Below are 14203 nucleotides of genomic sequence, written 5' to 3' on the forward strand. Positions count from 1 at the left end.
TCTGCTAGTGTCCAGATGATTGACAGGTCAGCGACATCGGACAGGAAGACTGGAAATGGATGGGCGATTGCCGTTAACGAGTGCCGGACTTTGCTTCGCATTGTTGCTCGGCGGCTGCTCTCCCAGCGATGAGAAACGCCAGGTCAGCCTCGAAGAAAAGATCGTACAGTTCGAACAATCCCTGGAGATGATCGAGGACCCCAAACTCAAGAATGCCGTGGCCGAGTTAGGCGGCTCCCTATTGTTACTCGAGCGCGCGCAACTCAAGCTCGATACCAAACCAGCGCTCACCGAATACGGCGAAGACGCCCTCGCCGTGCTCAAGCACTATCCCGTGCCCCAGGCGCTGGTCGACACCTACATCAACGGCCTGTTCGTGCTGCACAAGGAGACCAGCTCGGATTACCTGATCGACTTGCAACCGGTATTCCCCTTCAACTTCAACATTCCGGGCATGTTCTTTTTTCCTCACGGCCTGGAATGGCAATCGGTAACCCTGAGCAACAAGCGCGTTATCCCGTTCCAGCCGGAATGGTCGGAAACCGATCCCGGCATTCAGCTGAGCCCGTCGAGCTCCAATCTGAACCAGCCCGATGATTTGACGGTGACCTACCCCTTCATTGAAGACCTGGCGGCGGACAAGAAGAGCCAGCCACAACCGGTGAGCCTGCAAGGCAAGGTGGAAGTCATCGCCCCGCGCCGGCTCTACAGCTTCTACCTGACGAAGAAGGACATTGGCCAGTCTCGCACTCACGACAATCTGAGTGTCACCCTGCTGAAACTGACCCAGAACTACGCTGAGATCGAATTCAGCAACAGCGCGCCGTTGGCTCCCGAGTTACGCGACATCTCACTCAACCCACTGATCGTTCAGGCCAGGGATGTCACCGGGCAATACCTCTCTCGCTCAGGTGCGATCAACGAAACCGCCGCGCAAATTGCGTTTTATCAACAACAACTGGCGCAGATGCAACAGCAGAAGGCCTGGAGCGAAGCGTTCGAAAAACAGCTCGATGACGAGCAGCGTGCGTTTGAACAACAACAAACCCGGCATTACACCAAGGTCTACTTCAACGGCCCGATCGACACCGTCGAAGCCACCTTGCTGGACTTCTCGGCGGTCGCGGTAACCCGCAAGGAACTGGACCTGCCAATACGCCGCTTCGACCCGCACACCACGAAAAAAACCATTCAGCCGCTGACTTTGCCGGTGGTGGTGTATGACGACCAGGCTGCGACGTGGCTCAAGGGCGCAATGTTGAGCGAGGAGCAACTGAAAAAAAGCATCAGTATCAGTCAGTCGGTCGATGACCCAAGTGCCGCGCGCATCGAATTCAATCACCCCAGAAGCTTCAATGACGAACTGCTCGGCACCTCTTTCAATCCCGGCGAAAGCCCGGTGACGTTCTTTACCCAAGACCGCAATGGCCAGCGCGATGGGCCGATCGAGCTGCCGCCGCAGGCGTATCAGGTCGATCCGATACGCGGCGTCATCACCTATGATCTGACCCTTTTTGCACAAACACCGGCCTATGCCGTGGGTTCCATGCCGCACTTTCTGGCGACCATCGACCCGCAAACATACGACGCCCGCCGGTTACCCAAAGGCCTGGTGCTCAACGGAAATGCGTTGGTGGTGGATTTGAAACTGTTTCCCGCTCAGGACTGGCGTTTTTTTGCCAAAGACGACAGCGGCAATTATCTGAAAGAAATTCTGTCAGTCAGCCACGACGCGAGCGCGCAAGGCCCGGCGTTATTTTCAGTGCATTACTTCTATGGCCAGCCCACACGTCTGGAAACTTATCAGCGAACCAACCTCACCACCGTGCAATATGGGTTTGAGGTCAAACTCGACAAGGCTGAGCCAGGCAACCCTGGGCAATAGCCTGTTCAGTGATCAGGCCGAAACTCGGGTCCGCTAAGGTTGCGGTAACGGCCTCCATTGATCTCTCGCAACTGGGCTTGCAAATGCAGGCACCAGATTTGCGGATCATCGGCGAGCTCGTAACCATGCAGAGTCAGGCTTTCAACGATGGTGTCGAGGATCGATTCCGCCACGACCGGCCCACGAAACGGGCCTTGGGCCTTGATGGCAGAAGGCTGCTCGCCGGCCATGCCGGCGGCGAAGAGCAAGGTCCACATCCCCGTATCTCCCGCCAGCGGGCGGATAGCGCATTCGATACGGGTCACAAGGCCCAGGCATTGACGGGTGAGACAGAGGTTGCGCGACATGGCGGCGACCCTCGGTAGATCCGGTATTCAGCCTCCACGGGAAGGCTGTCTCGATCCAGTGATTACTGTCGATATCCTTGAGCAGATAATAGAAGAAAAGTCTGGCTCGCACGCGAACCGGCATCAGAAGGTGCCGAGTGGTCACTGCGCGAATATTGACGCCAGAATTGTGGCGAGGGGGCTTGCCCCCGTTGGGCCGGCAAGCGGCCCGGAAAGCGTGAAGCGGTTTATCAGAAAGACCGTATCAATCGATTTTACGACTGCTTCGCAGCCGAACGGGGGCAAGCCCCCTCGCCACAGGGAGCTTGCCACTTTTGGCGGACAACTCAGGCCGGTTTGATTTCCAGCATCGCTTCCTGCGCCAATTCCTTTTCGGCTTCCTTGAGGTCTTCCTCACTGATCATTTCCGCAATCACCCGCAAGCGCTCCACTACCCGCGCGTTGATGCTGCCTTCAGGGAATGCGCCATTCTCATCCGGCGCGCCGGCTGGCTCGCCGACCAACAGGCTCAGCGCCTCGTCGGCCTGGCGCACCGCATAGACATGGAACTGCCCAGCGCGCACCGCCGCCAGCACCTTCTCGTCGAGCATCAGCGTAGCGACGTTGGCCTGAGGAATGATCGCCCCTTGCTCACCGGTCAAACCACGGGCTTCGCAGAGTCGGAAGAAACCTTCGATTTTCTCGTTGACCCCACCCACCGCCTGCACTTCACCGAACTGATTGATCGAACCGGTAATTGCGAAACACTGCTTGAGCGGGGTTTTCGACAAGGCCGAGATCAGCGTGCACGCTTCGCCAAGAGACGCGCTATCACCGTCGACGTAACCGTAAGATTGCTCCAGGGCGATGCTCGCGGAAATCGCCAGCGGGAATTCCTGGGCATAACGGCTGCCCAGATACCCGGTCAGGATCATCACGCCTTTGGAGTGGATCGGCTGGCCAAGGTTGACCTCGCGCTCGATGTCGACGATGCCGCTGCCTCCTGGATAAACCGTGGCGGAAATCCGCGCCGGTATCCCGAAAGCCGAATCGCCGACTTCCAGTACCGTCAGCCCGTTGCACTTGCCGACAGCCGCGCCGTCAGTGTCGATCAGGATGATCCCGGCCAGCATGTCATCGAGAATCCGAGCTGAAACGCGCCCGGTGCGAGTGGCCTTGGCCTTGAGCGCACGCTCGATGTGCCCGGCGTCGGTCATGTTGTCACCCGCCAGGTCGCGGATGAAATCCGCTTCGCTGACCAGTTGGAACAAATCGCCGATCCGCGCCGACAATCGCCCCTGGTGTTCGGCCAGACGCGCGCTGTAAGTCGCCAGTCGCGCCACCGCATCGGCGGTCAGCGGCGCCATGCCTTCCTCGGATGTACGGGTTTTGAGCAACTGGGCGAACTGCTCCAGGCTCTCGTCGACCATCGGGATGTCTTCGTCGAAATCCACCAGGACACGGAACATCTCCTGGAAGTCCGGATCGAGGTCTTGCAACGTGTAATACAACTGCCGGGCGCCGATGATCACGACTTTGACCTGCAACGGAATGTGTTGTGGTGTCAGCGTCACAGTGGCCAGCCGGCCCAATTCACCCAGCGGCGATTCCATTTTCAGCTTGCGCGATTGCAGGGCACGCTTGAGCGCATCCCAGACGAACGGCTCACTGAGCATTTTTTCCGCTTCGAGGATCAGGAAACCGCCGTTGGCCCGGTGCAGCGCACCCGGTCGCAGCTGCCGATAGGTGGTGTAGAGCGCGCCCTGATCGGTGCTGTATTCGATGCGGCCAAACAGGTTGTCATAGGTCGGGTGCGGTTCGAACACCACCGGCGCGCCGCCGCTGAACGGATGACCGACCACCAGGCTTGGGGCGTATTGCTCTTCGAGCAATTTGCGAGCGATGGCGTCGGTCTTGCTGTCGTCGACCAGTTGCTCGACTACCGTCTTGAGCAGGTACACCTGCATCGCTTGCAGGTAACCGCAAACGCCTGCGTTTTCCGCATACTTTTCCGACAGTGGCGCCAGCAATGGCTGCAAGGCCAGGGTGATGGTTTCTTCGTTGAGCTGACGCAGTTGATTGCTCGACTCGCGCTTCCATTGCGGCAAGCTGGCGAGTTCTTCGTTCAACCGCTCTTCCAGCCCGGCAATGTCATCATGGAAACGTTCGCGCTCGGCTTCCGGCAACTGGGCGAATTCCGCCTCATCCAGTGCCTTGCCTTCGCTCATCGGGGTGAAGGCGATGTTGCTGCTGTCGCGGTAGAGCGCGACCTCTTTCTCCAGCGCCAGACGCTCGATCACATCCAGGGCACGGTCATAACGCTGATTGAAAGCGCGGTCGATGGCGCTTTTCTTCTGCTGATAGGACGGGTGTTCGAATACAGCCGGAAAGGTCGCCAACAGGTTGTCGATCAAACCGTTGATGTCGCCGATGAAGGCACCGGCGGTGCCAGACGGCAATTCCAATGCACGCGGCTCGCGCGGTTCATCGAAATTATTGACGTAAACCCAATCCGCCGGGGTCTGCAGGCGTTTGCCTTCAGCCTTGAGGTAGCGTTTGACGAACGAAAACCGGCCAGTGCCGGGCTCGCCCATGACGAATACGTTGTAACCGGGGCGTGGCATGGCCACACCGAACTGCAAGGCTTCGACCGCACGTTCCTGGCCAAGCACACCGCGGAAGGGCTCCAGATCATTGGTGGTAGAGAAGCTGAACTGTTCAGCGGAAAACGGACGGGTCAGCGCTTCAGGCGCTAAACGCAAGCTGGCAGCAACAGGATCAGGCATCGGGCTTCCTTACATCAGGCGGGGCAGATAGCGGCATTCTGGCGCTGCCCGCACCTCACTGGCAAGGCGCGCCTCGAGCCAAAGCTCTGACAATCCCTGCGCCTTCGCCCTGGAGGCTCAAAATCGGTGTTTTCAACTAATGTTTCGCAAAAAGTAACGGAACCCGCCGAACCTGCCTAAACTCCAAACTGCGCGGCTGGATGATAACCGGCCCACTGGCACCATTAGGGGGCCAGCACCTTGTCCATTGGTATGCACACAAAGAGAACATAGCTATGAAACGGATTCTTCTCGGTACTCTCTTCACCGCTGTATCCATCAACGCCATGGCTCAGGCGCCAGGCGGTCCGGACTGTGGTTGGGGCAACATGCTGTTCGAAGGTCAGCGTGGCACCCCGGCACACTTCCTGGCATCCACCACCAACGGCACTTCCGGTAACGCAACCTTCGGCATGACCTCCGGCACCAATGGTTGCTCGACCAATTCGGCGCTGACCTATGGCGGCAAATCCTGGATTGCCATGAATGGCATGATGAACGAGCTGTCCGAAGACATGGCTAAAGGTCAGGGCGAAGCGCTGACCACTTACGCCGTGGTACTGGGCGTGGCGCCGGAAGATCGTGCGCACTTCGCCGCCGTGACTCATCAGCACTTCCAGCAGATCTTCAGCAATGCTGACGTGACCGCTGATGATGTGCATACCAACACCTTGGCCGTGCTGAAAAGCGACCCACGTCTGGCCAAGTACGCCACTCAAGCTTAAGCTCGACCGGCCCGCTCTCGTTGGGGAGCGGGTTTTATTTTTTGAACCTGGCCCTTTTGGCCTGCCCCTCCGGGTCTTTGTTTCTTTCGGCTTAAGTTGCCCACTATGCTCAAACGCCTTGCCTGGCTGGCGCTCTGTGTCTGCGCCCCGCTGTCCGCCGCGCCACTTATCGACAATCAACGTTTGCAGCAACTGGCCAATGACCCCTTCTGGATTTCCCTGGGTCATTACGAAACCGCCAAGCTCGGTGCTGGCTGGCGCAGCTATATCAGCGACAAGAAGTTCTTTCTCGCCCCCGATGGCAACGAACACCCCGACCATGAACTGACGGCGACCGTGCAGGCACTGTATGCCCCGGCCAGCGCCGGTGAGCAGCATGCCCAATGCGTTTACCCGGCCCGCACCCGCTGGCTCAAGGCGCAACTTGAGCTGGTGGATCTGCCATCGCCGGACTGCGCCGAGTTCAAGCAATGGTTCAAGGATGTTGCGCCCCACAGCGCGGTGATGATTTTCCCGGCCGCCTACCTGAACAGTCCATCGTCGATGTTTGGCCACACCTTGCTGCGCATCGATCAGGCCAATGTGCAGAGCGACAAGACCTCGCTACTCAGTTATGCGATCAACTTCGGCGCCTACATCGAAGGTTCGGACAACAGCATTCTGTATGCCTGGAAAGGCCTGATGGGCGGTTATCCCGGGCTGTTTGCGCTGGTGCCATACCAGGAAAAGCTTTCGGAATACCGTAGCCTCGAGAACCGCGACCTGTGGGAATACCGCCTGAACCTGACGCAGCAGGAAACCGAGCGCATGGTCGAACACGTCTGGGAACTCAAGCAGATCCAGTTCGACTACTTTTTCTTCGACGAAAACTGCTCTTACCGCCTGCTTGAGCTGCTGCAAGTGGCACGACCGAACCTGAATCTGACCGAGCAATTCCCGTTGACCGCTATCCCCACCGACACGGTCAAAGCGGTGAAAGAAGCCGGACTGGTGGAATCGATCGAGTATCGCCCGTCCCGTGAGCGCGAACTGCTAAGCCGTGCCGAGCCATTAACCTTTGAAGAACAGGAATGGGTGCTGAACGTCAGCGCCGATCAGACGCAATTGCAGACTCCGGCGTTCAAGGCCCTACCTCGCGACCGTCAGGCGTTGATCATCGATGCGGCTTATCGTCTGGAGCGTTATCGCGCCAACGGTCAGGAGCGTGACCCGCAACGGGCTCAACGCAGTTTCGAATTGCTGCGCGCAATCAATCGAAACCCGCCTCCGGAACTGCAAATCCCGCAACCCGGCTTGCCCGAGGACGGTCACCAATCCCGCACCTGGCAGGCCGGCATCGGCACTCGAGGCGACAAGGCCTTCGGCGAATATGGCCTGCGCATGGCCTATCACGACCTCAATGACAACATGGAAAGCTTCCCCCATGGTGCGCAGATCGAAATTCTGCAGATGAAGCTGCGTCAATACGAAGGCAATAACTGGCAGTTGCAGCAACTGGACCTGGCGACCATCCGCTCGCTGACGCCGCGCAATGAGTTGTTGCAGCCGCTGTCGTGGCAAGTCACCGGCGGCCTGGAGCGCGTACCGGGCAAGCATGATGACGAAACCCTGGTCAGCCATGTCAACGGCGGTGGCGGCGGAACCTGGCAACTGGATGACGACATGCTCGGTTTCGCCTTGGGCACGGTGCGTGTGGAGCATAACAACGACTTCGCGGGTTTCATCGCTCCGGCGGCGGGTTTCAACAGCGGCCTGCTGTGGAAAAACCCGCTGGGCAATTTCAGCCTGGAAGCCAAGGGTGATTACTTCACCAATGGCGAAGTGCGCCGCAGCATGAGCCTGAATCAGCAATGGGAACTGTCGCGCAATCTGGGCGTGCGCCTGAGCGCCCAACGCGAATTCAGCCACATCGCCTCACCCGAAAACGAAGTGATGCTTGAAGTGAAGTGGTATCACTATTGATCTTTTGACCTCTTTCACTCCCAGCCGACAAATCCGCTTCTAGACTTTCCTTATAGGCCGTTGAACGGTCGAGCGCGAAACGGGCCGGGCAACAAGAGAAAAACCGGGACGCCGCGCAAGCCTATCGCTCGCCATAAGTCGTTTACAGACATTCGTTGAAACTTAAAGCCTGCGACCATGGCCCAAACCCTATTAATGGGAGAAAAGCATGAGTCGCGCCTTCGTCAATGAAGATAACGCCGCCGCGCAAGCCGACCTGCCAGTTGAACGGCAGGTCAGTGCGCAGCCCAATTACGTCACGCCAGCGGGCCTGGCCCAGCTTCAGGCAAAAGTGGCCGAGCTGCAAAAGCTGCTGGATCAGGAAAGCGCCAAAGGTGACCTGGCCGACAAGCAGCGCCAGGCCGACCTCGATCGCGACTGGCGCTATTTCAAGCATCGCCTGCAAAGTGCGCAGCTGGTCACCCAGGCCTCCTCGACCGACAAAGTGCAGATCGGCAACTGGGTGACCTTTGCCGACGAACACGATCATCAGCAACGCGTGCAACTGGTTGGCGAAGATCAGGCCAATGCCGCCAAAGGCCTGATCAACTGGAGCTCACCACTGGGGCGGGCGCTGCTCGGCGCACAGCTGAACGACGAAGTGCTCTGGCAGCGACCGGCCGGTGATCAGTTGATCAAAATCATCCGCATCGAACCGGCTTAAACCACGCCTTGGGCGAGCATGGCGTCGGCGACTTTGACGAAGCCGGCGATGTTCGCGCCTTTGACATAGTGGATCCGGCCGTTCTCTTCACCGTAATGCACGCAAGCATGGTGAATCGACTGCATGATCGCGTGGAGCTTGTTGTCAACTTCACCACCGGTCCACAGCAGGCGCATGGCATTCTGCGACATCTCCAGCCCGCTCACCGCCACACCACCCGCGTTGGAAGCCTTGCCCGGCGCGAACAAAATCCCCGCTTCGATAAACAGGTCCACGGCCTCCAGGGTGGTCGGCATGTTTGCCCCTTCCGCCACACAGATACAGCCGTTGCGTAGCAACGTACGCGCCGCCTCGGCGTCCAGTTCGTTTTGTGTCGCGCATGGCAGCGCGATATCGCAGCTCAGCGCCCACGGGTGATGGCCCGGCAGGAACTCCAGACCAAAACGGCCAGCCAGTCCACTGATGCGTCCGCGCTGGACATTTTTCAGCTCCAGACTGCCAGCCATTGCTCTTCGGTCAAACCGCTTTCGCGGTAGAGCGTGCCTTCGGAGTCGGACAGCGAAACCACTACGCCCCCCAAATCCATGACCTTGCGCGCCGCATATTGCGCGACGTTACCGGAGCCCGAGATCGCCACGCGCTTGCCTTCGACGGTGTCACCGCTGCGCTTGAGCATTTCCTCGGCGAAGTACACACAGCCAAAACCAGTGGCTTCTGGACGAATCAGGCTGCCGCCATAGCTGGGGCCCTTGCCGGTCAGCACGCTGGTGAACTGGTTGCTCAGGCGCTTGTATTGCCCGAACAGGAAACCGATTTCGCGGGCACCGACGCCGATATCACCGGCTGGCACGTCAACGTCCGCGCCGATGTGACGGTACAACTCGCTCATGAAGGCCTGGCAGAAGCGCATGATTCAGCGTCGCTCTTGCCCTTGGGATCGAAGTCCGAACCACCCTTGCCTCCGCCCATGGGCAGCGACGTTAGCGAGTTTTTGAACGTCTGTTCGGAGGCGAGGAACTTCAACACCCCGAGGTTCACCGAAGGATGGAAACGCAGCCCGCCCTTGTAGGGACCGATCGCGCTGTTCATCTGGATACGGAAACCGCGATTGACCTGCACTTTGCCTTGATCATCCACCCACGACACCCGGAAGGTAATCGCGCGTTCCGGCTCGCAGATCCGCTCCAGAATGCCCGAGGTCAAGTAGTGGGGGTTGGCTTCAAGAAACGGCCACAGGCTGCGTAGGACTTCTTCTACGGTTTGGTGGAATTCCGGCTGGTCGGGGTCGCGTTTTCTGAGGCAGGCGAGGAAAGATTCAACGGATTCGATCCTGAAAAAGTCTCGGCAAATTGATTGTTTTTAAAGGAAATTGAGCCGGACCTTAGCAATTCATGTCACACCGCGACAGGGCAAAATGTCGCCTTTTTTGTATTTAAATGGCGCGCTAGATATAAAAAAGCAGACAAAAGGAGATTTTCTGCTCCTAAAAGGAGCATATCGATCAAAAGCATTCACCCTACCAAGCCTGGCGAGACCAACCAGTACGCGCCCACCGACGCAACACAGGCACTCGTTGCTAAAAGCACATTTAATATAGCTAACGAGTATAGCGAACTGTTAAATCTACCAGTTTCTAAAGCAAACAATGAAAGCTAATTTCTAAATGCACCAACCTGAAAACGACACTCTTAAAAAACACCGAAATATTATAATTTTCAATAAGGATGACTCATCATGGCCTCAACATTTGGAAACCAAGTAGATAGCGGATTTAATATCTCAGGCAGCGCCCCCGAACAATACATCATGTTGGTGTACACAATGAGATGTGGCCCATTCAACTTTCCTGCTACTGCCCCAGATGGCGCAACCGTCAGAATTGTCACGCAACACGCTGAAAGTGGGTCCTTTGTGGATAAAAATATTAACATTTCACCTCAGGCCAAGCTCGGGGGCGTACCTGGGGGCGAAAGATGGCTTTCTGACCACCACGTTTATTCATTTATTTTTAACGCAGCCACTTCCAAATGGGATCTTTCAGACCGGGACTTGAGGTCGGGCCCAGACTATGGTCCCGTCATTATATAATGGACTTTGCAACGCTGAACGCAACAACTACCCCATCATCGAGCATTGCAATGCGCGATGAAAACATTAAAAAGTATGGTCGTGGTTGGGAGGGTAATTAGCCGTCGTTCCCCGCTTCCACTGATTGAGTTGAATCGTCCTGCGTCAGCGCCGTATCCATCGCCTCCTATCCACACGCCCTCGTGCAGTGGTGCTTCATTTCGTTAGCGGTGGTCAGCTGACGACTGGACTTTTACCCGCAAGATTGAGCCCATATTAGGCGCACAAAAAAACGGAGCCCGAAGGCTCCGTTTTTCATATAACCGGCCTATCACAGACTGTGTGGAAACCTAGCAATCTGCGTAGTGCTCCGTATCGAAAGATACGGAGCATTTTTCGTTATGGCCTACATCCAGGGACAGTCCCGCAGCCTGACCAGTCTGTTTCCGGTCTCGCTGGAAGAGTTGATTCGCGTTATCGACCTTTACGTTGCCAAGCTGGATCTGGCCCGACTGGGCTTTGATAAAGCACTTCCCAAAAGCACCGGCCGTCCCTCTTACGATCCAGCGGATCAGCTCAAACTCTACCTCTACGGCTATTTCCAGCGGATTCGCTCATCACGTCGGCTCGAAGCCGAGTGCCAGCGCAACGTCGAAGTGATATGGCTGATCAATCGACTCAAGCCTGATTTCAAGACCATCGCTGATTTCCGTAAAGACAACAAAGCCGCTTTCATCGCGACGTGCCGGGCCTTCGTGCAGTTTTGCCGCACAGCGGGGCTGATAACCGGCGAGTTGGTGGCCATTGATGGCAGCAAATTTCAGGAGGTCGCCTCTTCACGGCGTCATATGAATTTGAAGCGGCTCCAACATCAAGAAAAGAAGCTGGAGAAGCGCATCGCCCACTATTTGGCCGAGCTGGACGAGGCAGATAAAACCGAAGCCGGCGAGAAGATTGACCGCAGTGCGATCAAGACGACTTTGGCGCAACTTGAGGTCAGGCATTCCAATAACCTGACGTGCCAGGCGCTGATGGAATCCATGGAGCTTGAGCAATTCAATACCCACGAAAGCGATGCGCGAATGTTGCGAACGCACAAAGGACCTCGGGTCGGGTACAACGTGCAGACAGCGTGGACGCTGAGAACTGCATGATCGTGCATCATGAAGTGACTCAGGACAGCGATGATCCCAAGCAACTTGAACCGATGGCCAAAGCCGCCAAGGAACAACTTTCGCAGGATGAACTAACGGTCACCGCGGATGCGGGCTACTCCAATGGCAAGCAGTTCCAGGCATGTGAGGATGAGAACATCACGGCTTATGTACCTGTGGCGCGATCACTCAACTCCTGCGGTAAGGAACAGGCATTTTTCGATCGAACAGCATTTGCCTACGATACGTCGCAAGATCGATATAAATGCCCTGCCGGAAAATGGCTGATCTTTAAACAGATCAGCAAGAAAGGCCGGATCTACCAAGCGGCGGTCAGCGACTGCTCAAGCTGCCCGTTAAAAGCGCAATGCACCGACGCCCAACGCCGATATATCTCACGCCACCTGCACGAAAAGGCATTTGAGCGAATGGAACAGCGAATGCAGGCGCATCCCGAAATGATGGTCAGCCGAAGATCCATCGTCGAGCATCCCTTCGGCAATCTTAAACAGTGGTTATTTGGTAACGCTCGCTTCTTGCTGCGACAGCTTGAGGGCACGAGGGCTGAAATGGCCCTGGCGGTGAACGCCTATAACCTGAAAAGAGCGATTAACGTGCTTGTCGCACGTCAGTTGATGGCGTTGATGGGCTGAAAAGCCTTTTTTCGTCTGCTGTGAGCACAAAAGCAAACGCCCCGGACAAGTCGGGGCGTTTGCTGGAACCACCATCAGTGCGTTTTCACACAGTCTGTATCAGGCCAGTTTCTTGTGCCGTACACGGTGCGGCTGGGAAGCCGCTTCGCCGAGGCGCTTCTTGCGATCGGCTTCGTACTCGGTGTAGTTGCCTTCGAAGAACACCGCTTGCGAGTCGTCTTCGTACGCCAGGATGTGAGTCGCGACGCGGTCAAGGAACCACCGATCGTGAGAGATCACAATGGCGGCGCCCGGGAAGTCGAGCAAGGCTTCTTCCAGGGAACGCAGGGTTTCAACGTCGAGGTCGTTGGACGGTTCGTCGAGCAGCAGGACGTTGCCGCCCTCTTTCAGGGTCAGGGCCAGGTGCAAACGACCACGCTCACCACCGGACAGGTCTTTGACGAACTTCTGCTGATCGCCACCCTTGAAGTTGAAGCGACCGACGTAGGTGCGCGACGGGATCTCGTAGTTGCCGATGCGAATCTGATCGGAACCGTCGGAGATCTGCTGGAACACAGTCTTGCTGCCATCCAGGTCTTCACGGCTCTGGTCAACACACGCCAGTTGCACGGTTTCGCCGACTTCGATACTGCCCGAATCCGGCGTTTCCTTGCCCATCAGCATACGGAACAGGGTCGATTTACCGGCCCCGTTACCGCCGATCACGCCAACGATGGCGCCTTTAGGCATGGAGAACGACAGGTTGTCGATCAACACGCGATCGCCGTAACCCTTGGAAACGTTCTTGAACTCGATGACCTTGTCGCCCAAGCGCGGACCGGCCGGGATGTAGATCTCGTTGGTTTCGCTGCGCTTCTGGAATTCCTGCGATTGCATTTCTTCGAAGCGTTGCAGACGCGCCTTGGATTTGGACTGACGGGCCTTGGCGCCTTTGCGCACCCACTCCAGCTCTTCCTTCATGGCCTTTTCGTGAGCCGATTGCTGCTTGGATTCGGCCGCCAGACGATCGGATTTGGCTTCGAGCCAGCCTGAATAGTTGCCCTCGTACGGGATACCGGCGCCACGGTCGAGCTCGAGGATCCAGCCGGCGACGTTGTCCAGGAAGTAACGGTCGTGCGTGATCGCAACCACGGTACCCGGGAAATCGTGCAGGAAGTGCTCCAGCCAGGCGACGGAATCGGCGTCCAGGTGGTTGGTCGGTTCGTCGAGCAGCAGCATGTCAGGCGCAGACAGCAGCAAACGGCACAGGGCCACGCGACGTTTTTCACCACCGGACAGGAATTCGACCTTGGCATCCCATGCAGGCAGGCGCAGCGCATCGGCGGCGACTTCCAGTTGGCGATCCAGGTTGTGACCGTCGCTGGCTTGCAGGATGGCTTCAAGCTTGGCCTGCTCTGCCGCCAGTTTGTCGAAGTCTGCATCCGGTTCAGCGTAAGCCGCGTAAACCTCGTCCAGGCGCGCCTGAGCGTCCTTGATCACGCTGACCGCTTCCTCGACCACTTCACGCACGGTCTTGGTCGGATCCAGGATCGGTTCTTGCGGCAGGTAGCCAATGTTCAGGTCCGGCATCGGACGGGCTTCACCGTCGAACTCTTTATCGACGCCCGCCATGATTTTCAGGAGCGTGGATTTACCCGAACCGTTGAGGCCGAGTACGCCGATCTTGGCGCCAGGAAAGAACGACAGCGAAATGTTTTTCAGGATTTCCCGCTTCGGCGGAACAACTTTGCCCAGCCGATGCATGGTGAAGACGTATTGAGCCATGGAGAACCTTGGGTCAGTGACTGATGAATGATTGGAGCGCAGGCAATGCCCGGCCAGGCCATGCGCGTCGTTCGTTTGATGGTATCAAGGCGTGCGCGCTGTCTGGGAGCTGGAACGCTCCCGCGTAACCGGCAAAGCT

The 14203-nt window shown here is 57.3% G+C and carries 7 protein-coding genes and 2 pseudogenes; 5 read left to right on the forward strand and 4 right to left on the reverse strand.

Annotation, left to right across the window (positions count from 1 at the left end; translation table 11 throughout):
* The first annotated feature begins 55 nt into the window (after positions 1-55).
* A complete protein-coding gene (locus FHW68_RS20635) occupies positions 56-1885 on the forward strand; it encodes a hypothetical protein (protein WP_183682750.1) in 1830 nt (609 codons plus the stop codon).
* A 5-nt stretch (positions 1886-1890) separates the two neighbouring features.
* On the opposite strand, the gene FHW68_RS20640 is transcribed toward FHW68_RS20635, so the two are convergent.
* Positions 1891-2232: a hypothetical protein gene (locus FHW68_RS20640; protein ID WP_095632317.1), complete on the reverse strand. Its 342-nt coding sequence runs from the start codon at positions 2230-2232 to the stop codon at positions 1891-1893.
* Positions 2233-2558: 326 nt separating this feature from the next.
* Positions 2559-4997 carry a Lon protease family protein gene (locus FHW68_RS20645; protein WP_095632319.1) on the reverse strand — a complete coding sequence of 813 codons (2439 nt, stop codon included), beginning with the start codon at positions 4995-4997 and terminating at the stop codon, positions 2559-2561.
* A gap of 275 nt (positions 4998-5272) precedes the next feature.
* Between FHW68_RS20645 and FHW68_RS20650 the strand changes: the two genes are divergently transcribed.
* The 3 genes from FHW68_RS20650 (at position 5273) to FHW68_RS20660 (ending at position 8426) form a co-directional block, all read left to right on the forward strand.
* On the forward strand, positions 5273-5761 hold the full coding sequence (locus FHW68_RS20650) for a DUF3015 domain-containing protein (RefSeq protein WP_095632320.1): 489 nt from the start codon (positions 5273-5275) through the stop codon (positions 5759-5761).
* 105 nt (positions 5762-5866) lie between these two features.
* Positions 5867-7723, forward strand: a complete 1857-nt coding sequence (locus tag FHW68_RS20655) for a DUF4105 domain-containing protein (RefSeq protein WP_183682753.1) — start codon at positions 5867-5869, stop codon at positions 7721-7723.
* Positions 7724-7931: 208 nt separating this feature from the next.
* Entirely contained in the window at positions 7932-8426 is a 495-nt protein-coding gene (locus FHW68_RS20660; protein ID WP_095632322.1) for a GreA/GreB family elongation factor, read from the forward strand.
* Here the strand turns inward: FHW68_RS20660 and gdhA are convergent.
* A pseudogene (gdhA, locus tag FHW68_RS20665) lies at positions 8423-9755 on the reverse strand (NADP-specific glutamate dehydrogenase). The gene FHW68_RS20660 and the pseudogene gdhA overlap by 4 nt on opposite strands.
* A gap of 1139 nt (positions 9756-10894) precedes the next feature.
* On the opposite strand from gdhA, the pseudogene FHW68_RS20670 reads away from it, so the two are divergent.
* Positions 10895-12300 (forward strand): annotated as a pseudogene (locus FHW68_RS20670) (IS1182 family transposase).
* Between the two features lie 99 nt (positions 12301-12399).
* Here the strand turns inward: FHW68_RS20670 and ettA are convergent.
* Positions 12400-14064, reverse strand: a complete 1665-nt coding sequence (ettA, locus tag FHW68_RS20675; protein ID WP_007897178.1) for an energy-dependent translational throttle protein EttA — start codon at positions 14062-14064, stop codon at positions 12400-12402.
* Between the last annotated feature and the right edge of the window lie 139 nt (positions 14065-14203).

It is taken from the genome of Pseudomonas sp. Tn43 (assembly GCF_014192635.1).
Lineage (GTDB): Bacteria > Pseudomonadota > Gammaproteobacteria > Pseudomonadales > Pseudomonadaceae > Aquipseudomonas.